Annotated in this window: 23 protein-coding genes, 1 pseudogene and 1 riboswitch; of the genes and pseudogenes, 15 read left to right on the top strand and 9 right to left on the bottom strand. The window is 72.1% G+C overall.

Going from position 1 to position 24,327, the window contains the following annotated elements:
• Nucleotides 1–34: 34 nt before the first annotated feature.
• On the top strand, nucleotides 35–1,459 hold the full coding sequence (locus V9U70_RS08330; protein WP_336673833.1) for a M1 family metallopeptidase: 1,425 nt from the start codon (nucleotides 35–37) through the stop codon (nucleotides 1,457–1,459).
• A gap of 183 nt (nucleotides 1,460–1,642) precedes the next feature.
• Here the strand turns inward: V9U70_RS08330 and V9U70_RS08325 are convergent, their stop codons facing one another.
• Nucleotides 1,643–2,218 carry a TerD family protein gene (locus V9U70_RS08325; protein WP_336673832.1) on the bottom strand — a complete coding sequence of 192 codons (576 nt, stop codon included), beginning with the start codon at nucleotides 2,216–2,218 and terminating at the stop codon, nucleotides 1,643–1,645.
• 201 nt (nucleotides 2,219–2,419) lie between these two features.
• Between V9U70_RS08325 and arfB the strand changes: the two genes are divergently transcribed.
• Nucleotides 2,420–2,854, top strand: a complete 435-nt coding sequence (arfB, locus tag V9U70_RS08320) for an alternative ribosome rescue aminoacyl-tRNA hydrolase ArfB (protein ID WP_030088019.1) — start codon at nucleotides 2,420–2,422, stop codon at nucleotides 2,852–2,854.
• Between the two features lie 60 nt (nucleotides 2,855–2,914).
• Here the strand turns inward: arfB and V9U70_RS08315 are convergent, their stop codons facing one another.
• On the bottom strand, nucleotides 2,915–3,421 hold the full coding sequence (locus V9U70_RS08315) for a flavin reductase family protein (protein ID WP_336673831.1): 507 nt from the start codon (nucleotides 3,419–3,421) through the stop codon (nucleotides 2,915–2,917).
• 297 nt (nucleotides 3,422–3,718) lie between these two features.
• Between V9U70_RS08315 and cdgB the strand changes: the two genes are divergently transcribed.
• Together cdgB and V9U70_RS08305 are read left to right on the top strand one after the other, a co-directional pair.
• Nucleotides 3,719–5,374 (top strand): diguanylate cyclase CdgB, encoded by a 1,656-nt coding sequence (gene cdgB, locus V9U70_RS08310; protein WP_336673830.1) that lies wholly within the window; start codon nucleotides 3,719–3,721, stop codon nucleotides 5,372–5,374.
• Between the two features lie 143 nt (nucleotides 5,375–5,517).
• Entirely contained in the window at nucleotides 5,518–6,495 is a 978-nt protein-coding gene (locus tag V9U70_RS08305) for a carbohydrate-binding protein (RefSeq protein ID WP_336673829.1), read from the top strand.
• A 47-nt stretch (nucleotides 6,496–6,542) separates the two neighbouring features.
• On the opposite strand, the gene V9U70_RS08300 is transcribed toward V9U70_RS08305, so the two are convergent.
• From V9U70_RS08300 to V9U70_RS08290, 3 genes are all read right to left on the bottom strand, one after another.
• Entirely contained in the window at nucleotides 6,543–7,469 is a 927-nt protein-coding gene (locus tag V9U70_RS08300) for a 1-phosphofructokinase family hexose kinase (RefSeq protein ID WP_336673828.1), read from the bottom strand.
• A gap of 159 nt (nucleotides 7,470–7,628) precedes the next feature.
• Nucleotides 7,629–8,786, bottom strand: coding sequence for an N-acetylglucosamine-6-phosphate deacetylase (nagA, locus tag V9U70_RS08295; protein ID WP_336673827.1), 1,158 nt, complete (start codon nucleotides 8,784–8,786; stop codon nucleotides 7,629–7,631).
• Nucleotides 8,786–9,679 (bottom strand): ROK family protein, encoded by an 894-nt coding sequence (locus V9U70_RS08290; RefSeq protein ID WP_419723954.1) that lies wholly within the window; start codon nucleotides 9,677–9,679, stop codon nucleotides 8,786–8,788. Before V9U70_RS08290 ends, nagA begins: the two co-directional genes overlap by 1 nt.
• A gap of 440 nt (nucleotides 9,680–10,119) precedes the next feature.
• On the opposite strand from V9U70_RS08290, the gene V9U70_RS08285 reads away from it, so the two are divergent.
• The 3 genes from V9U70_RS08285 to otsB all read left to right on the top strand — a co-directional run bounded on the left by V9U70_RS08285 (nucleotide 10,120) and on the right by otsB (nucleotide 12,708).
• Entirely contained in the window at nucleotides 10,120–11,397 is a 1,278-nt protein-coding gene (locus V9U70_RS08285) for an extracellular solute-binding protein (RefSeq protein WP_336673825.1), read from the top strand.
• 91 nt (nucleotides 11,398–11,488) lie between these two features.
• Nucleotides 11,489–11,812: a DUF3263 domain-containing protein gene (locus V9U70_RS08280; protein ID WP_336673824.1), complete on the top strand. Its 324-nt coding sequence runs from the start codon at nucleotides 11,489–11,491 to the stop codon at nucleotides 11,810–11,812.
• Between the two features lie 44 nt (nucleotides 11,813–11,856).
• Entirely contained in the window at nucleotides 11,857–12,708 is an 852-nt protein-coding gene (gene otsB, locus V9U70_RS08275) for a trehalose-phosphatase (RefSeq protein WP_336673823.1), read from the top strand.
• 50 nt (nucleotides 12,709–12,758) lie between these two features.
• Here otsB and V9U70_RS08270 read toward each other — a convergent pair whose 3' ends face one another.
• Nucleotides 12,759–14,159, bottom strand: coding sequence for an alpha,alpha-trehalose-phosphate synthase (UDP-forming) (locus V9U70_RS08270; protein WP_336673822.1), 1,401 nt, complete (start codon nucleotides 14,157–14,159; stop codon nucleotides 12,759–12,761).
• A gap of 131 nt (nucleotides 14,160–14,290) precedes the next feature.
• Complete coding sequence (locus tag V9U70_RS08265) at nucleotides 14,291–15,241, bottom strand: glucosyl-3-phosphoglycerate synthase (RefSeq protein WP_336673955.1); 951 nt, start codon at nucleotides 15,239–15,241, stop codon at nucleotides 14,291–14,293.
• Nucleotides 15,242–15,393: 152 nt separating this feature from the next.
• Nucleotides 15,394–15,521: riboswitch (SAM riboswitch) on the top strand.
• 18 nt (nucleotides 15,522–15,539) lie between these two features.
• Here V9U70_RS08265 and thrC point away from each other — a divergent pair.
• From thrC to V9U70_RS08225, 8 genes and pseudogenes are all read left to right on the top strand, one after another.
• The gene (thrC, locus tag V9U70_RS08260; protein WP_336673821.1) at nucleotides 15,540–16,838 is read left to right on the top strand and encodes a threonine synthase; all 1,299 of its coding nucleotides are present in this window, start codon (nucleotides 15,540–15,542) and stop codon (nucleotides 16,836–16,838) included.
• Nucleotides 16,839–16,870: 32 nt separating this feature from the next.
• Nucleotides 16,871–17,149 (top strand): ubiquitin-like small modifier protein 1, encoded by a 279-nt coding sequence (locus tag V9U70_RS08255; RefSeq protein WP_336673820.1) that lies wholly within the window; start codon nucleotides 16,871–16,873, stop codon nucleotides 17,147–17,149.
• A gap of 452 nt (nucleotides 17,150–17,601) precedes the next feature.
• Nucleotides 17,602–17,808 carry a cold-shock protein gene (locus V9U70_RS08250; RefSeq protein WP_003967346.1) on the top strand — a complete coding sequence of 69 codons (207 nt, stop codon included), beginning with the start codon at nucleotides 17,602–17,604 and terminating at the stop codon, nucleotides 17,806–17,808.
• A gap of 335 nt (nucleotides 17,809–18,143) precedes the next feature.
• On the top strand, nucleotides 18,144–19,766 hold the full coding sequence (groL, locus tag V9U70_RS08245) for a chaperonin GroEL (RefSeq protein ID WP_336673819.1): 1,623 nt from the start codon (nucleotides 18,144–18,146) through the stop codon (nucleotides 19,764–19,766).
• 234 nt (nucleotides 19,767–20,000) lie between these two features.
• Nucleotides 20,001–20,213, top strand: a pseudogene (locus V9U70_RS08240) (IS5/IS1182 family transposase); the annotation flags it as partial.
• Between the two features lie 302 nt (nucleotides 20,214–20,515).
• Nucleotides 20,516–21,022 (top strand): SigE family RNA polymerase sigma factor, encoded by a 507-nt coding sequence (locus tag V9U70_RS08235; RefSeq protein ID WP_336673818.1) that lies wholly within the window; start codon nucleotides 20,516–20,518, stop codon nucleotides 21,020–21,022.
• Entirely contained in the window at nucleotides 21,009–21,527 is a 519-nt protein-coding gene (locus V9U70_RS08230; RefSeq protein ID WP_336673817.1) for a hypothetical protein, read from the top strand. The genes V9U70_RS08235 and V9U70_RS08230 overlap by 14 nt, the downstream gene beginning before the upstream one ends.
• Nucleotides 21,528–21,946: 419 nt before the next feature.
• Nucleotides 21,947–23,224 (top strand): mannosyltransferase family protein, encoded by a 1,278-nt coding sequence (locus V9U70_RS08225; RefSeq protein ID WP_336673816.1) that lies wholly within the window; start codon nucleotides 21,947–21,949, stop codon nucleotides 23,222–23,224.
• Nucleotides 23,225–23,281: 57 nt separating this feature from the next.
• On the opposite strand, the gene V9U70_RS08220 is transcribed toward V9U70_RS08225, so the two are convergent.
• Nucleotides 23,282–23,479 (bottom strand): DUF397 domain-containing protein, encoded by a 198-nt coding sequence (locus V9U70_RS08220; protein WP_336673815.1) that lies wholly within the window; start codon nucleotides 23,477–23,479, stop codon nucleotides 23,282–23,284.
• Nucleotides 23,455–24,303 (bottom strand): helix-turn-helix domain-containing protein, encoded by an 849-nt coding sequence (locus V9U70_RS08215; protein ID WP_336673814.1) that lies wholly within the window; start codon nucleotides 24,301–24,303, stop codon nucleotides 23,455–23,457. The genes V9U70_RS08220 and V9U70_RS08215 overlap by 25 nt, the downstream gene beginning before the upstream one ends.
• Between the last annotated feature and the right edge of the window lie 24 nt (nucleotides 24,304–24,327).

The following is a 24,327-nucleotide window of genomic DNA, read 5'->3' as shown; positions in this document are numbered from 1 at the left end:
GTTCGCCCTCCCCGCCGCCCCTAGGATCGACGGCGTGGACCACCCCCTCCCCGACCGGCCCGCGCGGCGTGCCGCCCGGGCCCGGCCGCTGCTCGCCCCCGCCCTCGCACTCGCCCTGCTGGGCGCGGGCTGCACCGGCGGAGTCCACGGGACCCCGGGGGCCGCCGGGCTGCGCGACCCGTATTTCCCGGGGCTCGGCAACGGCGGCTACGACGTCACGCACTACGGCCTGACGCTCGACGTCGATCCGGCTGCCGACCGGCTGCGCGGCACGGCCAGGATCACCGCCCGCGCCACCCAGGACCTGAGCGCCTTCCACCTCGACCTCTTCGGGCTCGACGTCGAGCGCGCCACCGTCGAGGGCCGCCCGGCCGCCGTGAACCGGGCGGGCAAGGAGCTGACCCTGCGCCCGGCGGCCGAGGTGGAGGAGCGGCTGCGCGAGGGGCGCACGTTCACCGCCGTGGTGCGCTACGCCGGATCGCCGCGGACCGTCACCGACGCGGAGGGCGAGGAGGAGGGCTGGCTGCGGACGGCGGACGGCGCGGTCGCCCTCGGGGAGCCGACGGGCTCCATGGCCTGGTTCCCCGGAAACCACCATCCGAGCGACAAGGCCGCGTACGACGTCGAGATCACCGTTCCCGAGGGGCTGACGGCGGTCTCCAACGGCGAGCTGGTGTCGCGGCGTACGGTGGACGGCCGCGCCGTCCACCGGTGGCGGACCGCCGAGCCGATGGCGAGCCATCTGGCGACCGTGGCCGTCGGACGCTTCCGGACGAGGCAGTCGGTGACGGCGGACGGCATCCGGCTGTTCACGGCGGTCGACCCCGCGTCGGCGGTGGCGAGCGAGGAGGTGCTCGACCGGATTCCGGCGGTGCTCGCGTGGTCGGCGAAGAAGTTCGGCCCGTATCCCTTCCGTTCGGCGGGGGCGGTCGTGGAACGGAAGGGCGACTCCTCGTACGCGTTGGAGACCCAGAACCGGCCCGTCTTCCCCGGCCCGCCCGGCATCCGGCTCCTCGTGCACGAGCTGGCCCACCAGTGGTTCGGGAACTCCGTCACCCCGGCCGCCTGGCGGGACGTGTGGCTGAACGAGGGCTTCGCGACGTACGCGGAGTGGTTGTGGGCCGCCGACCACGAGGGAGCACCGGTCGAGGAGAGCTTCGCGGCGGCGTACGCCGACGACCGGAACTGGGCCTTCCCGCCCGCCGGTCCGCCCGCCGCCGTCGACCTCTTCGACCCGCCCGTCTACGGGCGCGGGGCGATGGTGGTGCACCGGGTGCGGCTCGCCGTCGACGACGACAGGGCGTTCTTCGCCCTGGTCAGAGGGTGGACGAAGGCCCACCGTCACGGCAACGCCTCGACCGGGGACTTCACGGCCTACGTGGAGGAGAAGACGGGCCGGGACCTGACGGAGCTGTGGGACGCCTGGCTGTACGGCACAAGCCGGCCGCCCGCGGATTGACCGGCTGTCGGCTGACCGGCTGTCGGGCTCACCGGTCGGCTGGTTGCCACGCGGTGGCCCCGAGTGGACGGGCGGCCGGGTGCCGGGGTGGGCTGACGTCTGCGGGCTGACGGCCTCTCACGCACGGGAGCCCCCGGCCGCAGAGGCGGCCGGGGGCTCCCGTGGAACGGCGGTGGGACCGGGTCAGAGGTTGACGCCGAAGTCCTGGGCGATGCCGCGCAGACCCGAGGCGTACCCCTGGCCGACCGCGCGGAACTTCCACTCCGCACCGTTGCGGTAGAGCTCGCCGAAGACCATCGCGGTCTCGGTGGCGGCGTCCTCGCTCAGGTCGTAGCGGGCGATCTCGGCGCCGCCGGCCTGGTTGAGGATGCGGATGAACGCGTTGCGGACCTGGCCGAAGTTCTGGCTGCGGGTCTCGGCGTCGTAGATGGAGACCGGGAAGACGATCTTGTCCACGTCGGCCGGCAGCCCCGCCAGGTTGACGTTGATCTGCTCGTCGTCGCCCTCGCCCTCACCCGTGACGTTGTCACCGGTGTGGACGATGGTCTGGTCCGGCGTCGACTTGTTGTTGAAGAAGACGAAGTGACCGTCGGAGACGACCTTCCCCTCCGGGTTGACCGCGATCGCCGAGGCGTCGAGGTCGAAGTCGGTGCCGGTGGTGGTGCGGACGTCCCAGCCGAGGCCGACCGTGACGGCGGTAAGGCCCGGTGCCTCCTTGGTGAGCGAGACGTTGCCGCCCTTGGACAGGCTTACTGCCATGGGAAGTCCCTTTCCTCGTCGTGTGCGGGCTTCGTGCCATCACGAAGCTACCGTCACCCGTCATAACGCAGGCACCGGACCACGAGGTTCCTGGTCCCTTTACTTTCTTTGCCCGACTTCCGCGCCTCCCCGGGCCCGTCGTCCGGGGACGCGCACGGCCGTGGCATAAAGAGGTGACGAACGGCGTGCCGGGGAGGGACCATGGGTGTCATGTCCGGGCCCTATGTCATCCGCGGTTCGGTCTCCCTGCCGGAGGCCGAGCTGATGTGGCGTTTCTCGCGGTCCTCCGGGCCCGGGGGACAGCACGTCAACACCAGCGACTCCCAGGTGGAGCTGCGCTTCGACCTGGCGGCGACCGACGCGCTCCCCGAGGTGTGGAAGGCGCGGGCGCTGGAGCGGCTCGCGGGCCGGCTGGTGGGCGGGGTGGTGTCCGTACGCGCCTCTGAGCACCGCTCCCAGTGGCGCAACCGCGAGACCGCCGCCGTCCGGCTCGCCGCCCTCCTGGCCGAGGCCACCGCACCGCCGCCCAAGCCCCGGATCAAGCGCAAGATCCCGCGCGGGATCAACGAGCGCAGACTGCGCGAGAAGAAGCAGCGGGGCGACACCAAGCGCGGGCGCTCGGGCCGCGACTGGTAGCCGGGCCTCGACTGGTGGAACGCCCCGCAGCCCGCAGCCGCCGGCCCCCGGTGCGTGCGGTCAGCCCAACTGGCGGTAGCGCCCCTTGAAGTACGTCAGCGGGTCGCCGTCCGGGCTCGGCAGTTCCGCCGTCAGCACCCGCCCGATCACCAGCGTGTGGTCGCCGGCCACCACGCGTTGCTCCGTACGGCACTCCAGGGTGGCCAGCGCCCCGCCGATCAGCGGGGCGTGCGTCACCTCGCCGCGTGCGTACGCGACGTCCTCGAACAGCAGCCGGTCGCTGATCCGGCCCTTCATGGCGAACCGGCCCGCGATGTGCCGTTGGCTCGCCGCCAGCACGGAGACCGCCCACAGGGGCTGCTCGGCGAGCAGGTCGTCCATCCGGGAGTCGTTGCGCAGGCTGACCATCACCAGGGGCGGGTCCAGGGACACCGACACGAAGGCGGTCGCCGTCATGCCGACGTCCTCCCCCCTGCCGTTCTCGTCGAGGGGCGGCTCCTGGGCGGTGACCAGCACCACCCCGGCGGCCAACCGGGAGAGCGCGGCACGGAACGCGTCATTGCTCACTCCCTCAGCATGCGGGACGGGCACGGGGCGCGGGGTGGGGGGATTCGTCTGGAGCACACCGAAACGCTAACTGTGCGAGCCGGGCGATCGCATCGGGCCAGGGGACCAGGCCGGTCCTAGGACCCCCGGAGCAGAGGCACGGCCGATTAGCGCTTGTGACTTGAGTCACAGAGTCCATTTTCCGCTGACCCTGTGTACCGGGGGTGCAGCTCACTGTGATTCAGTGGCCGTGACACTGCAACAAGTATGTCGATATGAAACCTGGAGTTGCTGTCGAGGTCTCGGGGAGTGCGAACAATGGAGGCCGAGTCGGAGCCGTACGTCCGTCTTGCGACCATGCGGCGGCTGCATCAGGCCGTCGCTGATCTCAACACGGCGCGGAGTCTGGCGGACACCCTGCAGACCGTGGCCGACGGCGTCGTCACCGGCCTGGGATACGAACTGGGCTGCGTCAACCTCGTCCGGCCCGACGGAGACCTCGTCATCGCCGCCTTCGCGGGCAACGCCGCCGCAGAGGCCCTCATCACCGGCCGCGTCGGCTCCCGCGCCTCCTGGGAGCGGCGGCTGTCCATGGGTGAGGCCTGGGAGGACCTCCGGTTCATCCCGCACACCGAGGGCTGGGTCCTGCTCGACGACGACGTGCCCCAGTGGCACACCGAGGGGCCCGAGCCGCGCTTCGAGGACGAGTGGCATCCGCTGGACCGGCTCTACGCCCCGATGTACGCGTCCGGCAGTGGACGGGACCTCCTGGGCGTCATATCCGTCGACCGCCCGCGCAACGGCCGCCGCCCCGGAGCATGGGGGCGCGAAGCGCTCCAGGTGTACGCCTCCCAGGCCGCCATCGCCATCAGCAACGCCCGCCTGCGGGCCAACATGCAGCGCGCCCTGGTCCGCCTGGAGCGGGAGCAGCAGGCGCTGCGGGCCAGCGAGGAGTCCTTCCGCCAGGCCTTCGAGTACGCGCCCAGCGGGATGGCCATCGCGGAGATGGGCGGCGACCAGCACGGCCGGCTGCTGCGCACCAACGACGCCCTGTGCCGGCTGCTCGGCCGCCCCGCCTCCGCGCTGCGCCGCTACTCCTTCGCCGACCTGGTCCACCCCGAGGACATCGGGACCCTGTTGCGGACGTCCGCGGAGGGCGGCCGGGCCGAGCTGCGGCTGAGCCGCCGGGACAGCACGTACCTCTGGGTCTCGCTGCGCAACTCGGTGGTCGCCGACACCGCCGACGGGCCGCGTTTCCTGCTCACCCACGTCGAGGACATCGAGGAGCGCAAGCGGCACGAGCTGAACCTCGCGCACCGCGCCTCGCACGACGCGCTGACCGGGCTGCCGAACAGCGCCGAACTGCGATCGCGGCTCAGCGACCGGATCTGCGAGCGCCCCCACGCGTCGGCCGCCACCGCGATCGAGGCGCTGGACGCGGCCTACGGGGACGTCGAGTCCTCCCTGACCCACGGCTACCGCTCGGACGGGTACGAGGGGGAGGCGGCACCCGGCGGCGGACTCTACGACCACCATGTGCACACGACGGCCCCCGACCCGGAGCGCGACGACGGGGCGAAGGGGCTCGCGGTCCTCTTCTGCGACCTCGACGGCTTCAAGTCCATCAACGACCGCTTCGGGCACCACACCGGTGACGCCGTGCTCATCGAGGTCGCCCGGCGGCTGAGCACCTGTGTGCGGGACGGGGACACCGTCGCGCGGCTCGGGGGTGACGAATTCGTCGTTCTGGCGGACGGCCTCGGGGCCGCGGACGCCGCTGACCTGGCCGTACGCCTGCGAAATGCCATCATTCCGCCCATAAGGGTCGACGGGCGGGCCGTCCGGGTCGGAGCCAGCTTCGGCGTCGGCTGGGCCGAGTGCGGAATGACCGTGGAAGAGGTCCTGCGCTCCGCCGACCAGCGGATGTACGTCGAGAAGCGCTCCCGCGCGAAGGTTCACCGCAGGGCCGGCTGACGTTCACGACCGGTTTCTCCCCACCTCCCGCGCCCGTCCCCCGGGCCGGTGCGGCGGGCCGCGCGCAATTCGGGCTCTGCTCCGTTCGAGGTAGGCTCGGCCGGTCGGCGACGGCTGGCGACATGGTGAGGAGTGACCCAGGGATGACGGCCGGAAACAACGGCGCGAGCAAGCCCGAGGACGACGATCCGTTCGGCTATCTGTACGCGGACGGACAGGCGGCAGGCGCCCAGCCGCCCGGCCAGAGCGGTTACGGCTACCCGGGTCCGGCCGCACAGCCGGGCGTGCCCAGGACGTCGTACAACCAGGTGCGGGCCGTCGGCGAGCGCCAGTACGGACAGCAGCAGATCCCGCCGCAGCAGGGTTACGGCTACCCGCCCCAGCAGCAGTACGGCCAGCCGCACCCGCAGTACGCCGCCCCCGAGACCTACCCCGGCGGCGCGCCGCCCGCACAGCCTCCGGGCCGCGGCGGCCACGGCGGCGGTCCGGGCCGCGGCGGCCCGAACACCAAGGCGCTCCTGATCGCGGCGGTCGCCGTGGTCGCGGTCGTCCTCATCGGCATCGGCGCCGCGCTGCTCTCCGGCGACGGCGGCGAGGACGACAGGAAGGACGAGGCCACCGCCACGCAGGGCCCCGCCGACGAGGTCGAGGAAGAGCCGAAGGAGTCGGAGAAGGAGCCGGAGGAGAGCCCTGAGCCGGTCGAGCTGCCGAAGCAGGACGCGGCGACGCTGACGCTGGGCGGCACGGCGGCCCTGGACGACACCGTCAAGGGCGCCAAGGGTGCGAACGGCAACTACATCAACCTGAACGAGGTCGGCCGGTCGGCCACCTGGACCGTCGAGGTCCCCGAGGCCGGTGCGTACACCCTGTACGTGACGTACGGCGTGCCCGGCAAGGACGCGAAGACGACCCTGACGGTCAACGCGCAGGAGCCCCGCTCCATCAACATGAAGAACTTCGCCCAGGCCGCGGAGGGCGACCTGGAGAAGGGCTGGACGAACACCTACGCCTACGTCCAGCTCGACAAGGGGACCAACACCCTCAAGCTGTCGTGCGAGACGGGCGACGAGTGCGACGCCAACCTCGACCAGCTGGAGCTGAAGTCCGGCCACATCGAGTAGCACGCCGGCTCGCTCCCGCGCCCCCGCCCTGACCACCCCCGAGGTGGTCAGGGCGTCGGCGTGTACGGCTCCACCGTGACGCGCGGCAGCAGCTGAGCGTAGGCCGCCGCGTCGAACTCGCCGGCCGCGGGGGCCAGCACGGTCGCCGTCGACAGGGCCACCGCACGCGCCAGCCTCTCAGGCCACTCCAGGCCCTCGGCCAGGGCGGACAGCAGCCCGGCCACCGCGGAGTCGCCCGCACCGGTCGGGTTGCCGCGCACGGCGGCGGGCGGGGCGGCCCGCCAGAGCCCCTGCGGGGTGACGGCGAGCAGGCCTTCCGGGCCCAGGGACGCGACCACGGCGTGGGCGCCGCGGCGGCGGGCGTCCCCGGCGGCGCGGGACGGTTCGCGGGACCCGGTCAGCCGGGCCAGCTCCTCCGCGTTCGGCTTGACCAGGTCGGGGCGGGCGGCGATGCCCCGGCGCAGCGGCTCCCCGCTGGTGTCCAGCAGCACGGGCACGGCGGCGGCGCGGGCGATCCGGACCAGTTCCGCGTAGGCCCCGACGTGGATGCCGGGCGGGAGGCTGCCGCAGAGGGCGACCGCGTCGGCCGCGTCCACCAGCTCTTCGTACGTGCGCAGGAAGGCGGCCCACTCGTCCGGGCTCACCTGCGGTCCGGGCTCGTTGAACTGGGTGGTGTCGCCGGTCGAGCGGTCGGTGACCGCCAGGGTGCGGCGGGTGTTCCCGGCGACGGGCACCAGGGCGTCGCGCGGCGCGAGCGGGGCGAGCAGGCCGCGCAGGACGTCCCCGGTGTGGCCGCCGGCGAAGCCGGTGACGACGCTTTCGTGGCCCAGCGCGCCGAGGACCCGGGCGACGTTGAGCCCCTTGCCGCCGGGGCGTTCGGTCACGTCGCCGACGCGGTGGCTGGTGTGCGGGACGAGCGCGTCGACGGTGTACGTCACGTCGAGCGCCGTGTTCAGCGTGACGGTCAGGATCACTGCGCCGGTCCCCCTTCGATCCGTAGCCCCCGGCGGTCGCGCCCGCCTGCGGCACGCGATGCCGGTGATCATCTCAAAGAGCGGGCGGCCGGCCCAGTCCCGGGGGCCGACCGCCGTCTCTTCGTTACGCGGGCGGCCGGACGTGAGCGTCCGGCCGGCTCACGCGGTCTTGGGCTCCACGATCCACTCGCCCCGGCGCATGACGCCCTTGAGGACGAAGTCCTCGTCGAGCACGACCAGGTCGGCGTCCTTGCCCGGCTCCAGCGAACCGACCCGGTCGTCCACCCCGAGCAGCCGGGCGGGGTTGGCGGAGATGGACCGGACGACGTCCTCCACGGGGAGGCGGTCGATGGTCACGGCCCGCCGGAAGGCCGTGTCCAGCGTGAGCGTGGAGCCGGCGATCGAGCCGCCCTCCACCAGCCGGGCCACCCCGTCGGTGACCTCGACCGCGAGCGGGCCGAGCTGGTAGGCCCCGTCGCCGAAGCCGGCCGCGTCCATCGCGTCGGTGATCAGCGCGACCCGGTCCGCGCCCTTGTGGCGGTAGGCCAGCTCCAGCACGGCCGGGTGCAGGTGCGTGCCGTCGTTGATCAGCTCGACGGTGACCCGGTCGTCCTCCAGGAGGGCGGCGATCGGGCCGGGCTCGCGGTGGGCGAGCGGCGGCATGGCGTTGAACAGGTGGGTGGCGACGGTCGCGCCCGCGTCGATCGCCTGCACGGTCTGCTCGTACGTCGCGTCCGTGTGGCCGATCGCGGCGATGACCCCGTGCTCGGCGAGCATCCGGACCGCGTCGATGCCGCCGGGCAGCTCGGTGGCGAGGGTGACCATGCGGGCGGCGCCGCGCGCCGCGTCCACCAGCTTGCGGACCTCGGCCGGGTCGGGGTCGAGCAGCAGCGCCTCGCTGTGGGCGCCCTTGCGGCAGGGCGAGATGAAGGGGCCCTCGAAGTGGATGCCGGCCAGGTCGCCCTGTTCCACCAGCTCGGACAGCATGCCCGCCTGCCGGGCCAGGAAGTCCATCGCGCCGGTGACCGCGGAGGCGACCAGGGTGGTGGTGCCGTGCTCGCGGTGCGTACGGATGCCGGTGAGGACCTCCTCCACGGTGCCGGAGGAGAAGGAGCCCCCGCCGCCGCCGTGGTTGTGCATGTCCACGAAGCCGGGGACCACCCAGTGGCCGGTGAGGTCGAGGGTCCGGGCGTTCTCCGGCGCGGCGCCGGAGATCCGGGAGCCCTCGACGGTCACCCGGCCGTTCTCGACGGTGCCGGTGGGGAGCACCACCCGTCCGCCCGCGAGGACGGTGCTGTCTGCTGCGTGTCCGGCCATCAGGCGGAAACCTCCGTGGAGAGTAGATCCCAGGCGAGCAGCCCCGCGCCCAGGCATCCGGCGGTGTCCCCGAGGGCCGCCGGGACGATGTGGGGCAGCTTCTGGAACGTGACGCGTTCCTCGACGGCCGCACGCAGTGGTGTGAACAAGGTTTCCCCGGCCTCGGCGAGACCGCCACCGATGATGAGGGTGCGGGGGTCCAGCAGGGTGAGCGCGGTGACGAGCCCGGCGGCGAGCGCGTCGACGGCGTCCAGCCAGACCCGGATCGCGGCCGGATCGCCCGCCTCCACGGCCTTCGCGCAGTCCGCGGCGTCCGCCCTGGCGTCCCCGCAGGCGGCGGCCCAGGCCCGGGTCACCGCGGAGGCGGAGGCCAGGGTCTCCAGGCAGCCGCGCTGACCGCAGCTGCAGTCGGGGCCGTCCGGACGGACCACGATGTGCCCGATCTCCCCCGCGTAGCCGTGGGCCCCCGCCTCGATCGCGCCGCCGATCCCGATGGCCCCGGCGATTCCGGTGCCCAGCGGGACGAACAGGAAGCGGTCGGCCCCCTGCCCGGACCCGATGCGGCCCTCCGCGAGCCCGCCGGTGCGGACGTCGTGGCCGAGGGCGACCGGGATGCCGCCGAGGCGTTCGCCGAGGAGGGCGCGCAGCGGTACGTCGCGCCAGCCCAGGTTCGCGGAGTAGACCGCGAACCCGCTTGCGGCGTCGACGATGCCGGGCACGGCGACCCCGGCCGCGACGGCGCTCTCGCCGAAGTGCTCCTCGCCGTGGCGGCGCAGCTCCGCCGCGAACGTGAGGACGGTCTCGACGACCGCGTCGGCGCCGCGCTCGCGGCCCGTGGCCCGCCGCGCCTGGTGGAGCAGCGCGCCGTCGGCCCCGACCAGTGCGGCCTTCATCCCTGTGCCGCCCACATCGAGGGCGATGACATGTCTCACGGGAGACAGTTTCGCCCGCCGACCCCTAAAAGGTCTAGTCCACTAGCGAGGTTTGTTGCGCACACATACAAAATGAGGAACGGGGGCCGGTGCGCCGTTTTCTGCGGTAATGCGGCAAAAAGGAAGGCGGGATCGCCGGGAATCCGGACCAAAGGTCTGGACCAAGATACGGCGAGTGGTGCTGGACTGCCAGTACGCGTAAGCCAGTTGTGGTCCTCTGCGCCCGGATACGTTGCCGAAGCGATACTCCAGTGGTGTAGACCGCCCCGTCGGCGATGAGGGAAAATCGCAGTTCATCCGGACGGTGGCAGGACAGGCAGGCCGGTGCGTCGGCGGCCCGCCGGGAAGGCGGCCGTGGGCGACGCCGGGCACACCGACCGGGAGCAAGGTGATCGACGAGGATGGGCGAGGCTGTGCAGCGGCGCATGATGGGTCTGACCGCGGTAGTGGCCGCACTGGGAATGACGGCGACGTTGGCGGGCTGCGGCGGTGATTCCGGCTCGGGCGACGTGACCCTGAAGCTGGTCGCCGCCGACTACGGCACCGGGCCGGCCAACACCTCCGAGAAGTACTGGAGCGGCGTCGCGGCGGGCTTCGAGAAGGAGAACCCCGGCATCAAGGTCGAGGTCAGCGTCCTCCACTGGAAGGACGTCGACCGCGAGGTCGGCGAGATGGTGGAGGCCGGCCGGGCCCCGGACATCGCCCAGATCGGCGCGTACGCCGACTACGCCACGGACGGCAAGCTCTACACCGCCGACGAGACGCTCGCCATCCGCACCGCGGCGAACTTCCTGCCGTCGCTCTCCGACGCCGGCAAGATCGACGGCATCCAGTACGGGCTGCCGTTCGTCGCCAGCACCCGGCTGCTCTTCTACAACGAGAAGCTCTTCGCCCAGTCGGGTCTGGACGCCCCCGAGACCTGGGACGACATCCGGAGCGCCGCCACCGCGCTCAAGGCCGAGGGCGTCACCTACCCCTTCGCCCTGCCGCTCGGCCAGGAGGAGGCCCAGGCCGAGACCCTGATGTGGCTGCTCAGCGGCGGTGGCGGCTACACCGACGACGTCGGCGCGTACGACATCGACTCGGCGGCGAACATCGCCACGTTCCGCTGGCTGCGGGAGGACCTGGTCGGCAAGGGCCTGACCGGCCCCGTCGAGCCGGGCAAGCTCGACCGGGAGAAGGCGTTCGAGGCCTTCGCCGACGGTGAGGTCGGCATGCTCAACGGCCACCCCACCCTGCTGGACGAGGCGGAGGCCAAGGGCGTCAAGGTCGGCATGGTGCCGCTCCCCGGCGTCGACGGGCCCATGAAGGGGTCGATGGGCGTCGCCGACTGGATGATGGGCTTCAAGGAGAACGGCCACCGCAAGGAGATCGGCGCGTTCCTCGACTACGCGTACTCCGACGAGAACGTGCTCGCCTTCGCCGACGAGTACGACCTGCTCCCGGTCACCGGCAGCGCCGCCGCCGTGATGGAGGGCGACAAGAGCCACAAGAAGCTGCACAAGTTCCTGGCGGCCCTGCCGAACTCGACGCTTCCGCCGTTCGGCAAGACCTCCTGGGCCACGGTGAGCGACTCGATCAAGAAGAACATCGGCAAGGCCGTCGCGCCGGGCAGCAACCCCGAGAGCGTCCTCGGAGAGATCGCCACAGAGGCGAAGGAGGCGCAGGCCGCCGAGTAGCGACGGCACGCCGCCTGCCGGACGGCGGGCGGCGTGCGCGGGTCGTCCGGCTGCGGATGCGGTGTCGGGGGCGGGCGTTAGCTTGGGTGACATGACCGCCCCCGACCACGGGCCAGCCCCCGACCCCGGCCCCGCCTCCGACGCCGACCGCGAGCCCGGCCCCGACGCCGGCCCCGCCCCGGACCGCACCTCCGGGCTGTCCGCGCGGGACCGCGCGCTGCTGGCCCTGGAACGGCGGTCCTGGTCGGGGCCGGGCGCGAAGGAGCGGGCGGTCCGTGAAGAGCTCGGGATCTCGCCGGTCCGCTACTACCAGCTGCTGAACGCGCTGATCGAGGACGAGCGGGCGCTGCGGGAGGACCCGGTCACGGTGAACCGGCTGCGACGCGTACGCGACACGAAGCGCGGCCGCCGCTGAGCGCACCGCTCCGGGCACGGGGCCCCACCCGATAGGCTCGGCGCATGGGCAGTCACCCGGAAAGTCTTCCGTCCCCGACCACCCCGGCCGGCCGCGAGGGCCTGAACGCCGTCCTCGCCCGGCCCGACCGCGCGGTCATCGCCCTCGACTTCGACGGCACGCTCGCCGACATCGTCCCGGACCCCGAGCAGGCCCGCGCCCACCCCGGCGCTGTGAGCGCGCTCGCCGCGCTCGCCCCCAAGGTGGCCTCCATCGCCGTGATCACCGGGCGGCCCGCAGACGTCGCCGTCCGCTTCGGCGGCTTCGCGGGGGTCCCGGGGCTGGAGCACCTCGTCGTCCTCGGCCACTACGGCGCCGAGCGCTGGGACGCCGTGAGCGGCGCCGTCCACGCCCCCGCCCCCCACCCGGGCGTCGCCGCGGCGCGGGCCGGGCTCCCCGGCCTCCTGCGGGCCTTCGGCGCCGTGCACGGCGCCTGGGTGGAGGACAAGGGGCGGGCCGTCGCCGTCCACACCCGGCGCGCCGAGGACCCGCAGGCGGCTTTCGAGACGCTGCGCGGGCCCCTGGGCGAGCTGGCCGCAGAGCACGGGCTGATCGTCGAACCGGGTCGCCTGGTCCTGGAGCTGCGCCCGCCGGGCATGGACAAGGGGGTCGCGCTGACCACGTACGTACGGGAGCTGGACGCCGAGTCCGTGGTGTACGCGGGCGACGACCTCGGGGACCTCGCGGCGTTCGCCGCGGTGGAGAAGCTGCGCGACGGCGGCCCGGACGGCGTCCCGGGCCTCCTGGTCTGCAGCGGCAGCACCGAGGTGCCCGATCTGGCGGCCCGTGCCGACCTGTCGGTCCCCGGCCCGGCCGCCGTCGTCGCGTTCCTGGCGGCTCTGGCCGAGCGGTTGTAGCCGCGCGGGGGCGAGCCCCGGCCGGGGCCCGCCCCCCGGGGGGGCGGCGTTCACTCCTGCCGCAGCGCCTCCAGCTGGCCCAGGAACCACTCCTGCGGGGGCAGCGCGGTCGCCGCTTCGGCCAGGCGGGCCGTGCGTGCGGACCGCTCGTCGTCGCTCATCGTCAGTGCCTCGTGCAGGGCCTGGGCCGTGCCCGTCACGTCGTACGGGTTCACCACGATCGCGTCCTCGCCCAGCTCCTCGCAGGCCCCCGCCTCCCGCGACAGCACGAGTGCGCAGCCCTCGTCCGAGACGACGGGGACCTCCTTGGCGACCAGGTTCATCCCGTCGCGGATCGGGTTGACCAGGGCCACGTCCGCCAGCCGGTACGCGGCGAGCGAGCGGGCGAAGTCGTCCTTCACGTGCAGCACCACGGGCGTCCAGCTCTCGGTGCCGTACGCCCCGTTGATCTCGGTGGCCAGGCTCTGCACCGCCGCCGTGTAGTCCCGGTAGACGGAGAGGTCCTGCCGGGAGGGGTAGGCGAAGGCCACGTGGACGACGCGCTCGCGCCACTCGGGACGGGTCTCCAGGAGCGTCCGGTAGGCGTGCAGGCCGCGCACGATGTTCTTGGACAGCTCGGTCCGGTCCACCCGGACGATCGTCTTCCGCCCCTCGCCCACCTGCTCCCGCAGCGCGGCCATCCGCTCGTCCACGTCCGGCTCACGGGAGCGGCGCAGCAGGAAGTCCGCGTCCGCCCCGAGCCCGTGCACGCCGATCCGGGTGCGGCCCGTGCCGCCCAGGATCTCCGTGCAGCAGCCGATGAACGCGTCCGACCAGCGGCGGGTCAGGAACGCGGCCCGGTCGGCTCCGAGGATGCCCCGGAGCAACTGCTCGCCGATGTCGTCGGGGAGGAGCCGGAAGTAGTCCACCGGCGCCCACGGGGTGTGCGAGAAGTGGCCGATCCTCAGGTCCGGGCGCAGCTCGCGGAGCATCCCGGGGACCAGGGCCAGGTGGTAGTCCTGCACCAGGACCGCCGCCCCGGGGGCCGCCTCCTCCGCGAGGGCCCGGGCGAAGGCCCGGTTGTACGTCTCGTAGGAGGCCCACTGCCGGCGGAACTCCGTGTCGAAGACCGGCTCGACGGGGGTCTGGTAGAGCAGGTGGTGGACGAACCACAGCACCGAGTTCGCGATGCCGTTGTACGCGTCGGCGTGGACGTCGGCGTCGATGTCCAGCATCCGCACGCCCGGCTCGCCCACTCCGCGCCGCACCGCCTCGCGGTCGCCGTCGCCGAGGGCCGCGCAGACCCACAGTTTGTCGTCGACGGCGCTCAGCCCGGAGACGAGTCCGCCGCCGCCGCGCTTGGCGTCGAGGGAACCGTCCTCGCCGAGCGTGTACGAGACGGGGCCGCGGTTGGACGCGACGAGGACCTGGGCGGTGGAGGGACCAGTGGGTTCGGCGTGCTCGGAGACCATGTAGCGGAACCTAGCCCGTAGGGGAACCCGTCAAACGCGATGTCCGCCGCCGTGAGCCGCGGCGGCCGGCATCGAGCGCCTTCAGGCCCGCCCTGTCCCCGCCCGGCGCCCGACGTCTCCCGTCCCGCGCCTCACGCGGCGCGGCGCTCCGCGTACTCCGCGATCTCCCTCATCGGCGGCCGCTCCTCGGTGTCCACCGCATGGGTGCGCGGGACGAACCCGTCCTCACCCCGCTCGAACTGGGTCAGCACCGGCCGCACCAGATGGCCGCGGGAGAGCCGCAGCTGGGCCGTGCGGTAGATCGCCGCCGCCATCCGGCCCAGCGCCCGGCCGTCCTGGTGGCGGTGGCGGCGCACCCCGACGTCGACCTGGGCCAGGGCGTCGAGCCCCACGGTGTGCAGCGCGTCCACCAGGAGCCCCAGCTCCACCCCGTAACCGACGGGGAACGGCAGCCGCTCCAGCAGCGAGCGCCGCACCGCGTACTCGCCGCCCAGCGGCTGGACGAAGCCGGCCAGCCGCGGCCAGTGCAGATTGAGCAGCGGACGGGCCACCAGCTCGGTGACCCGGCCGCCCTGACCTGCGCTGTCGCCGAGCGGGCGGTCGTACATCGCCTTGACGAACTGGACGGCGGGGTCGGTGAGCAGCGGGCCCACCGTGCCCGAGACGAAGTCCGCGGAGAAGTCCTTCAGATCGGCGTCGACGAAACAGACGATCTCGCCGCTGGTCACCAGCAGGGAACGCCACAGCACCTCGCCCTTGCCGGGGAGGGCCGGCACCCGGGGCAGGATCGCGTCCCGGTGGACCACCCGCGCGCCCGCCGCCCGCGCGACCGCGGCGGTGGCGTCCGTTGAGCCGGAGTCGATCACCACCAGCTCGTCGACGAGCCGGACCTTCCCCATCAGCTCGCGCCGGATCGTCGCCACGATCGCGCCGACCGTGGCCTCCTCGTTCAGCGCGGGCAGCACCACGCTCACCGACGTACGGAGCGGGTCGGCGTCCCGGGCGTCGACGAGCCGGTCCAGCGGGCGGTCTGCGGACGACCAGGAACGCCCGGTCAGCCAGCGTTCCACCTCTTCGAGCACGGTCGGCACTCCCTGTGTGTGATCCATCTCGCGGTGCGGACGACTATCTCAGCGGCCCGGTGCTTCGGTTACAGTCTGAACAACGCGGACGACCACCGCATGCCGGGGTCCACCCGCACACAAACGCCGGGATCGAAGATCCCGTGCCACAGAGCTCATCCAGAGGGACTGAGGGAACGGCCCGTTGAAGTCCCGGCAACCCTCCTGCCGACCGCGAGGTCACGGTGGGGAAGGTGCCAATTCCGTCTTGTGGCGAAACGCGTCACGAGGAAGATGAGGAGAAAGGGCCTCCGCCATCATGGCTGTTCAGACAGTTGCCGGTACCACCACCCCTTCCGCTTCCCCGGATCTCGGTCCCGCCGCGGCGCTCTCCTGCCGCGAGTGCGGCGAACGATTCGCGCTCGGCCCCCTCTTCGCCTGCGCCTCCTGTTTCGGCCCGCTGGAAGTGGCGTACGACCTGCCCACCGGTTCCCCGGAGGAGCTGCGCAAGCGCATCGAGGCCGGTCCGGACAACATCTGGCGCTACGCCCCGCTGCTGCCGGTGCCCGCCGACGTCGCGGAGAAGCCCAACCTCAACCCCGGATTCACCAAGCTCGTCAAGGCCGACAACCTCGCCCGCGAGCTTGGCGTCACCGGCGGCCTGTACGTCAAGGACGACTCCGGCAATCCGACGCACTCCTTCAAGGACCGCGTCGTCGCCATCGCCGTCGAGGCCGCCCGCGCCTTCGGCTTCACCACCCTGTCCTGCTCCTCCACGGGCAACCTGGCCGGAGCCGTCGGCGCCGCCGCCGCCCGCGCCGGACTGCGCTCCTGCGTGTTCATCCCGCACGACCTGGAGCAGGGCAAGGTCGTCATGGCCGCGGTGTACGGCGGTGAGCTGGTCGGCATCGAGGGCAATTACGACGACGTCAACCGCTTCTGCTCGGAGCTCATCGGCGACCCGCTCGGCGAGGGCTGGGGCTTCGTCAACGTCAACCTGCGGCCGTACTACGGCGAGGGCTCCAAGACGCTGGCGTACGAGATCTGCGAGCAGCTCGGCTGGAGGCTGCCCGACCAGATCGTCGTCCCGATCGCGTCCGGCTCCCAGCTGACGAAGATCGACAAGGGCTTCCAGGAACTGATCAAGCTCGGCCTGGTCGAGGACCGGCCCTACAGGATCTTCGGCGCCCAGGCCGAGGGCTGCTCCCCGGTCTCCGCCGCCTTCAAGGCCGGTCACGACGTGGTGCGCCCGCAGAAGCCGGACACCATCGCCAAGTCCCTGGCCATCGGCAACCCGGCGGACGGGCCGTACGTCCTCGACATCGCCCGCCGCACCGGCGGCGCGGTGGAGGACGTGAACGACGAGCAGGTCGTCGACGCGATCAAGCTGCTGGCGCGCACCGAGGGCATCTTCGGCGAGACGGCCGGCGGGGTGACCGTCGGCGTGGCCAAGAAGCTGATCGAGGCCGGGGTGATCGACCCGGCGCTCACCACCGTCGTGCTGAACACCGGGGACGGTCTCAAGACGCTCGACGCGGTCTCCGCGACCTCGCAGGCGACGGCGACCATCAAGCCGAGCCTGGACGCCTTCCGCGCCGCGGGCCTCGCCTCCGCCTGACTCCCCGAGACCGAAGGAAGAAGGACACCACCATGAGCGTCAAGGTCCGTATCCCCACCATCCTCCGCACCTACACGGGCGGCCAGGCCGAGGTCGCCGCCGAGGGGGCGAAGCTCTCCGAGGTCATCGAGTCCCTGGAGAAGGACCACCCCGGCATCGCCGCCCGCGTCCTGGACGACCAGGGCAAGCTGCGCCGCTTCGTGAACGTGTACGTCAACGACGACGACGTGCGCTTCGAGAGCGGCCTGGAGACGGCCACGCCGGACGGCGCGGGCGTCTCGATCATCCCCGCCGTGGCCGGCGGCTGCTGAACCGTCAGCCCCGCACCGCGGTCATCGCCGCGTCCGTCACCACGTCCCGACGTGGGGGCGATTGCCCCCTCCGCGCGAGAAGCGGAGGGGGCAATTCTGCATGGTTGAGCGCGGTACAATTGGGGAAGCCCCCTCCGCTGCTCGCGCCGCCCGCCTATGAGAATGCGCCCGGCTCCGACAAGAAGCAGCCAAAGTGCGTCAACCGCTTGAGGCATAAGTCGCCTTTGCCTGGCCCGACTTGCCCGCAAATCTCAGTAAACCCGCAGGTTCGCGTGATCTTCTGTGCCCAGAATTCTCGTCCGATTGACCTGTTGCAGAGGGCAGTTGGGCGGATACATTCGGCCGCGGTCGACGCGCTGCGGCGCCGCGCACCTCTCCTGCCGGAGGGTGAGTTCCGACCCGGGCCCGCGAAGTGCGGTCCTGTGCAAGGGCCAGTAATAGGGGAGTTAGGCATGGCTCAGGGCACCGTCAAGTGGTTCAACGCGGAGAAGGGGTACGGCTTCATCGCGGTCGACGGTGGTGCGGATGTTTTCGTCCACTACAGCGCGATCCAGATGGACGGGTACCGCACCCTCGAAGAGGGTCAGCGAGTTGAATTCGAGATCTCGCAGGGCCAGAAGGGGCCCCAGGCCGACATGGTCAAGCTCGCCGTCGGCTGAGCCCGGCGCGGCCGTCCGACGACACCACTCACGCACGTAGGGCCCGGCTCCCTCCTCGGGGAGACGGGCCCTACGCGCGTGCCGGGGCCGTGCTCGTTCCCGCGCCCGCCCGTCACCCGGCCGCCCCGCCGAACCTTCCGAAGGCGCTTGCACTCTCCGGGGTCGAGTGCTAATCATTGGCATTAGCACTCTCCAGGTGAGAGTGACAGAAACTTGGACCGGGCCGGTGAGGCCCGCAGGCGCGGTGGGGCAAGGAACCACCACGCACGCAGGCCGTCCGTCGCGGGCGCCACTCGGTCCGGAGAATCCACCCCTGTCCGGGAGGACCACTTCACATGGCCAAGATCATCGCGTTCGACGAGGAGGCACGGCGCGGTCTCGAGCGCGGGATGAACCAGCTCGCCGACGCCGTCAAGGTCACCCTCGGCCCCAAGGGCCGTAACGTCGTCCTCGAGAAGAAGTGGGGCGCGCCCACGATCACCAACGATGGTGTTTCCATCGCCAAGGAGATCGAGCTCGAGGACCCGTACGAGAAGATCGGTGCGGAGCTGGTCAAGGAGGTCGCCAAGAAGACGGACGACGTCGCCGGCGACGGTACGACCACCGCCACCGTTCTGGCTCAGGCTCTCGTCCGCGAGGGTCTGCGCAACGTCGCCGCAGGCGCCAACCCGATGGCGCTCAAGCGGGGCATCGAGAAGGCCGTCGAGGCCGTCTCCGCCGCCCTGCTGGAGCAGGCCAAGGACGTGGAGACCAAGGAGCAGATCGCTTCGACCGCCTCCATCTCCGCCGCCGACACCGAGATCGGCGCCAAGATCGCCGAGGCGATGGACAAGGTCGGCAAGGAAGGCGTCATCACCGTCGAGGAGTCCCAGACCTTCGGTCTGGAGCTTGAGCTCACCGAGGGCATGCGCTTCGACAAGGGCTACATCTCGGCGTACTTCGCCACCGACATGGAGCGTATGGAGGCGTCGCTCGACGACCCGTACATCCTGATCGTCAACTCCAAGATCGGCAGCGTCAAGGACCTGATCCCGCTGCTGGAGAAGGTCATGCAGTCGGGCAAGCCGCTGCTGATCATCGCCGAGGACGTCGAGGGCGAGGCGCTCTCCACCCTGGTCGTCAACAAGATCAAGGGCACGTTCAAGTCCGTCGCCGTCAAGGCTCCGGGCTTCGGCGACCGCCGCAAGGCCATGCTCGCGGACATCGCCATCCTCACCGGTGGCACCGTGATCTCCGAGGAGGTCGGTCTCAAGCTGGAGAACGCCGGCCTGGACCTGCTCGGCCGCGCCCGCAAGGTCGTCATCACCAAGGACGAGACGACGATCGTCGACGGCGCCGGTGACAGCGACCAGGTGCAGGGTCGCGTCAAGCAGATCCGTGCCGAGATCGAGAACTCGGACTCGGACTACGACCGCGAGAAGCTCCAGGAGCGTCTGGCGAAGCTGGCCGGCGGCGTGGCCGTCATCAAGGCCGGCGCCGCCACCGAGGTGGAGCTCAAGGAGCGCAAGCACCGCATCGAGGACGCGGTGCGCAACGCCAAGGCCGCCGTCGAGGAGGGCATCGTCGCCGGTGGTGGCGTGGCTCTGCTCCAGGCCTCGGTCGTCTTCGACAAGCTCGACCTCACGGGCGACGAGGCGACCGGCGCCAACGCCGTGAAGCTCGCGCTGGAGGCCCCGCTCAAGCAGATCGCCGTCAACGGTGGTCTTGAGGGTGGCGTCATCGTGGAGAAGGTCCGCAACCTGCCGATCGGTCACGGCCTCAACGCCGCGACCGGCGAGTACGTGGACATGATCGCCGAGGGCATCATCGACCCGGCGAAGGTCACGCGCTCCGCTCTGCAGAACGCCGCCTCCATCGCCGCGCTCTTCCTCACCACCGAGGCCGTCATCGCCGACAAGCCCGAGAAGGCCGGCGCGGCCGCTCCGGGCGGCATGCCGGGCGGTGACATGGACTTCTGATCGCCGCGGGGGCCCCGGCCTCCGGACGATCGATGTCCGCGGTACGTCCCACAGGGGCGGTACCTCCTTCAGGGAGGTACCGCCCCTGTGGCGTTTCCCGAGCCGTGTCGCTCTCCCCTGCCGAGCAGCCTGGTGCAGGGGCTGTTCCGGGGGTTTCTCGGATCGGTCCACGGGGCATTCCCTCCGCTCGCACGATCAAGCCGACTTTGTGCGGCAAGTCGGCGTCATTTCGCCAGGGCTCCCGGCGGCGGGGAGGTCGCCGGGCCCTCACCGGTCGAGCGCGGCGAACAGGGTGTGAACGCTTGGGCATGACGGGTGGTCACGGACTCCGCTGTGCCGGTCCCGGGCCGGGGCGACCGTCACGACTCACCGCTTCTCGCGCCGGCGCCGGACCTGCTGGACGACCTCGGGCCGCTGCCCGACGACATCACGGTCCATCTGGACGCGGACAGGACGCGCAGACCGCTGTTCGGTGTGCCACCACCGGCAGGGGTCCTCCTCGTGCTCCTGTCCTCCCGCACGCTGGAGCCTGGCGACCGTGCATGGCGAGTCGGTCGTAGCGGGTCAACTGACCCTTCCACCCCGTCACTGGTACGAGCGCCCGGATCTCGGGCTTGAGCGTGGGGCGGGGCGGGGGCCTGTTCGGTACGGTCCGTGACGACCGTCACTCCTGATTCTTCGTGGGCGGTGTCGACCGGACGGACTGCGGCAGGCGTATACCCGGTGAAGCGAAGATCCGGGAGCAGAGGTTGACCGTCGAGGAGTTCGAGGAGTTCTACGCCCAGGCGGCCGCGCGTCTCACAGGCCAGCTGTATGTGATGACCGGGGACCTCCAGGAGGCGCAGGACGTCGTACAGGAAGCGTTCGTCAAGGGGTGGGTCCGACGTGGGCAACTGGAGCGCGACGGCCGGCCCGAGGCGTGGATTCGTACGGTCGCCTGGCGTCTGGCGGTGAGCCGTTGGCGTTTCCGGCGTCGCTCGGCCGAGGCCTGGCGACGGGGGAGCGAGGCGCCGGAGCACGTCGAACCGCCGGGCCCGGACCACGTGGTGCTCGTCGACGCGCTCCGGGAACTGCCCGCCCAGCAGCGGCGGACCCTGACCCTGCACTACCTGTGCGACCTCACGGTCGAGCAGATCGCCGGTGAGACGGGGCTGTCCACCAGCACGATCAAGACCCATCTGGTGCGCGGGCGGGCGGCGCTCGCCCACCGCCTGCCCCACCCCCGCATCGAGGAGGCTCCTGATGTCCGAACCTGAACCGCAGGACCCGCTGCGGTCCCTGTTCCAGCAGGCCGGGGCCTTCGGGCGGGACCGCTCGGAGAGCGGCCCCGCAGTGAGCATCACCGAGCGCGGTATGCGGGCGCGGCGACGCCGGATGGCCGCGCTGGCCGTGGGGGCGTGCCTGGCCGTCGGTGGGAGCGGCGCGGTCGCGATCGGCCTGTGGCCGGTGCGGCCGGGGCCGGTCGCACCGGCCTCGATCCCGTCGTCGAACCACCCGTCGCCCGCGCCGTCCGACCACCTCCTGCCGACCGCGCCGCCGCCCCCGCCCAGTCGCACGCTGCCGGAGCCCGGGGGCCTGGAGCCCACGGGCCTGGAGTCCACGGGCCCGGGGCCCACGGAGGCGGCGTCCACGGTACCCGGCCCCACGGGGCCCGGCAGCGGAACGGCCACCGTGGAGGGCGTGCCCACCACGGAACCGCCGGGGCCGCCGCCGGAGACCCCGCCGGAAGGGGCGACGCGCGGGGCGACATCGACGCCCTGACGGGGGCACGAGCCCTGGGGTTCGCAGCCCGGAAGCCCGGGGTCCGTGGCCGGGGCCCGCGGCCGGGGCCCGCGGCCGGGGCCCGCGGCCGGGGCTCGACTCGGGGTGGTGACCGGGGTTCGCAGCCCGGGACCTGGGCTGCGGGTCGGAGCTCGGGGCTTGGCCTGCGGGCCAGTGCCCAGGCCCGGGCTGCGGTTCGGGGGCCGGGCACGTGACTGGGGGCTCGTGGCTCGGGGGCCGTTGCTCGGCATGGGGCTGGAGCCAGGGGGCCGGAGGCCCTCCGGTTCCGCCTCTGCCTACGCTTTCCGCTTTCTGTTCTCACCTCCGCTTCCGTTTCCGTTCCCGTGTCCTCCCCTCCCGCGGCCCGGTGGCTTCACCGGGCGATCCGGCCCGCCACGACGGGCCCGAAAGGCGCCTGCGTGACCACGCTCTCCCCCGGGCTGCGGCCTCACCCACAGAGACCCGGGCCCCGGCCCGCGCCCTCAGCGCCCCGGTCTCCGTCCTGGGCCCCGGAGGACCCGCGCCCGCCCCGCCCGGGGGGCCGGTTCCGCCGGGCGGCGGCCCGGCTGAGTCCGGGTTCCGCCGATCGCAGTGTGCTGTGGCTCTACCTGCTCAGCCGCATCTCGTTGTGGATCACCGCCCACTTCGTCCGGTGGCTGTTCCCCGCCAAGAGCGGCGCCCGGGAGGCCGCGCCGCTCCTCGAGCCCTTCCAGAGATGGGACGCGAACCACTACCTCCGCATAGCGCGCGACGGTTACTTCCCCGCCGACGCGGGGCCGTGGCTGAGCGGCTGGGACAACCGGGAGGCGTTCTTCCCGGGCTTCCCGCTCGTCCTGCGCGCGGTGCACACGGTGGTACCGGACTGGACGGCGGCCGGGCTGCTGATCTCGTTCGTCGCGGGCGCGGTGGCCGTGCTGGCGCTCGCCCGCATCGCCCGCGCCCACCTGCCGGACACCGCCGCCGACCACCGTACGGTCCTGTTCTTCCTGCTCTCCCCGTGCACGGTGTTCCTGGCCGCCGGCTACACGGAGGCGCTGTTCCTCGCCCTGGCCCTCCCCGCCTGGCTGGCCGCCCTCCGGCACCGCTGGGCCCTCGCCGCCGTGTTGACGGCGCTCGCGACCACGGTGCGGGTCAGCGGGCTGTTCCTCGCCGCCGCGATCGCCCTGCTCTTCGTCCTGACCGGCCGGGCCCGGCACCACTGGCGGTCGGCTGGCTGGACGGTGCTTCCCGCGCTGCCCCCTGCCGCCTACAGCTGGTATCTCCATGCGCACACGGGCGACTGGATGGCGTGGAAGCACGCGCAGGAACGCGGTTGGTACCGCACCTTCCACACCCCCTGGGAGGCGTGGGCGAACACCTGGCATGCGGCGTTCGACCAGACGCAGACCACCGGGTACGCGTTCATGTCCCAGGCGGAGTTGGCGGCCATGCTGATCGGGCTGGCCCTGCTCGGGCTCCTCCTGCGCCGCCGCCGCTGGCCCGAGGCCGTGTACGTCGCCCTCAGCCTGTGGGCCCTGGGCACCTCCTACTGGTACACGTCCATCCCGCGCGCGACGCTGCTGTGGTGGCCGCTGTGGATCGGCCTGGCCGCGCTGAGCCTGCGCCGCCCGTGGGTCAGGACGGCGTACCTCGGCGTCGCCGCGCCGCTGGCCACGATGATGGCGGTGACGTTCCTGACGGGGCGGTGGGCGGGGTGAGCGGCCCCCTTGGGCACGCGGCGCGTACCAAGGGGGCCACGAGGGCGCCGGATGGTCTCAGCGAACGTCGCTGACGAACGCCGACCAGGCCGTGGCGTCGAAGACGAGGGCCGGGCCGTCCGGCCGCTTGGAGTCACGGACGGGTACGACACCCGGAAAGCCGTCGGACACCTCGACGCAGTCGCCGCCGTCTGAGTTGCTGTACGAGGATTTCCGCCAGGTCGCGGAGGTCAGGTCGGGTCGGCGGGGTCGCATGCTCGGATCTCCTTGATCAGCTGCTGGATGAACTCGGTGGTCTGCTCCGGAGAGAGCGCCTTGTCCCGCAGCAAATCGTAGGACAGGCGCAGCTCCTCAACACGCCCTGCTTCCTCGACCAGTTCGCCGGACTTGCTGCCTTCCAGATACGCCACGGCTTTGCCATTGGCCAGCCACAGGACCGTCAGCGCACCGCCCATGAGATCGTGCAGCCCCGCCGAGAACGGCAGCACCTGGAGTGTCACGTTCGGCCGCTTCTGCCACTCGAGCAGGGCCTCCAACTGCTCCAGCCAGACGGCAGGCTGCGACGCCGCCCGGCGCACCACCGCTTCGTCGAGCAGCGCCCGGAAGTACGGAGCGTCGTCGCCGTCCAGGATGGCCTGACGGCTCATGCGAGCGTCGACGTCCTCTTGCAGCTCCGCTGCGTCGCGGGGGCGGGCGTGTTCCAGCACCTCTGTGGCGTACGCCCTGGTCTGGAGCAGCCCCGGAATGGTGCTGCTCGCGTACTTGTACTGAACCGTCGCTTCCCGCTCCAGCCTCATGAACCGCTGGTACCGGCTGCCGAAGGCGTCGTCCCGGGCCAGCGACCAGAGCTGTTGCAGCTGCTCGCCCGTGCCGTACACCTTGTCCAGCGCCGCCAGGGCCTCCAGGGAGCCGAGCCGTGCCCCGGTCTCCAGCTTGTGCAGGTAGGACCGGTCGTACGTCGTCGCGTCGTGCAGCTCCTCCAGCGTCATCCCGGACCGGTCCCGCAGCCGCTTCACCGTTTCGTGCAGCATCCTGCGGGCGGAGGCCTCCCCGCCCGGATCGGACGTGCGTTTGGGCATGTCGACTCCCCTGTGTCCTGTGGG

It is taken from the genome of Streptomyces pratensis (assembly GCF_037137275.1).
In the GTDB taxonomy this organism is placed as follows: Bacteria; Actinomycetota; Actinomycetes; order Streptomycetales; family Streptomycetaceae; genus Streptomyces; species Streptomyces pratensis_B.
Note: the sequence above shows the minus strand (reverse complement) of the source record. Positions and strands in the feature narration are given on the sequence as shown.

Excerpts from the sequence above, each read along its gene's own strand:
- arfB (WP_030088019.1), top strand. The coding sequence starts at position 2,420 with ATGGGTGTCATGTCCGGGCCCTATGTCATCCGCGGTTCGGTCTCCCTG.
- nagA (WP_336673827.1), bottom strand. The coding sequence starts at position 8,786 with ATGGCCGGACACGCAGCAGACAGCACCGTCCTCGCGGGCGGACGGGTG.
- V9U70_RS08270 (WP_336673822.1), bottom strand. The coding sequence starts at position 14,159 with ATGGTCTCCGAGCACGCCGAACCCACTGGTCCCTCCACCGCCCAGGTC.
- V9U70_RS08305 (WP_336673829.1), top strand. The coding sequence starts at position 5,518 with ATGACGGCCGGAAACAACGGCGCGAGCAAGCCCGAGGACGACGATCCG.
- V9U70_RS08255 (WP_336673820.1), top strand. The coding sequence starts at position 16,871 with ATGAGCGTCAAGGTCCGTATCCCCACCATCCTCCGCACCTACACGGGC.
- V9U70_RS08285 (WP_336673825.1), top strand. The coding sequence starts at position 10,120 with ATGGGCGAGGCTGTGCAGCGGCGCATGATGGGTCTGACCGCGGTAGTG.
- V9U70_RS08280 (WP_336673824.1), top strand. The coding sequence starts at position 11,489 with ATGACCGCCCCCGACCACGGGCCAGCCCCCGACCCCGGCCCCGCCTCC.
- V9U70_RS08215 (WP_336673814.1), bottom strand. The coding sequence starts at position 24,303 with ATGCCCAAACGCACGTCCGATCCGGGCGGGGAGGCCTCCGCCCGCAGG.
- V9U70_RS08290 (WP_419723954.1), bottom strand. The coding sequence starts at position 9,679 with ATGAAGGCCGCACTGGTCGGGGCCGACGGCGCGCTGCTCCACCAGGCG.
- V9U70_RS08230 (WP_336673817.1), top strand. The coding sequence starts at position 21,009 with ATGTCCGAACCTGAACCGCAGGACCCGCTGCGGTCCCTGTTCCAGCAG.
- V9U70_RS08220 (WP_336673815.1), bottom strand. The coding sequence starts at position 23,479 with ATGCGACCCCGCCGACCCGACCTGACCTCCGCGACCTGGCGGAAATCC.
- groL (WP_336673819.1), top strand. The coding sequence starts at position 18,144 with ATGGCCAAGATCATCGCGTTCGACGAGGAGGCACGGCGCGGTCTCGAG.
- V9U70_RS08250 (WP_003967346.1), top strand. The coding sequence starts at position 17,602 with ATGGCTCAGGGCACCGTCAAGTGGTTCAACGCGGAGAAGGGGTACGGC.
- otsB (WP_336673823.1), top strand. The coding sequence starts at position 11,857 with ATGGGCAGTCACCCGGAAAGTCTTCCGTCCCCGACCACCCCGGCCGGC.
- cdgB (WP_336673830.1), top strand. The coding sequence starts at position 3,719 with ATGGAGGCCGAGTCGGAGCCGTACGTCCGTCTTGCGACCATGCGGCGG.
- thrC (WP_336673821.1), top strand. The coding sequence starts at position 15,540 with ATGGCTGTTCAGACAGTTGCCGGTACCACCACCCCTTCCGCTTCCCCG.
- V9U70_RS08325 (WP_336673832.1), bottom strand. The coding sequence starts at position 2,218 with ATGGCAGTAAGCCTGTCCAAGGGCGGCAACGTCTCGCTCACCAAGGAG.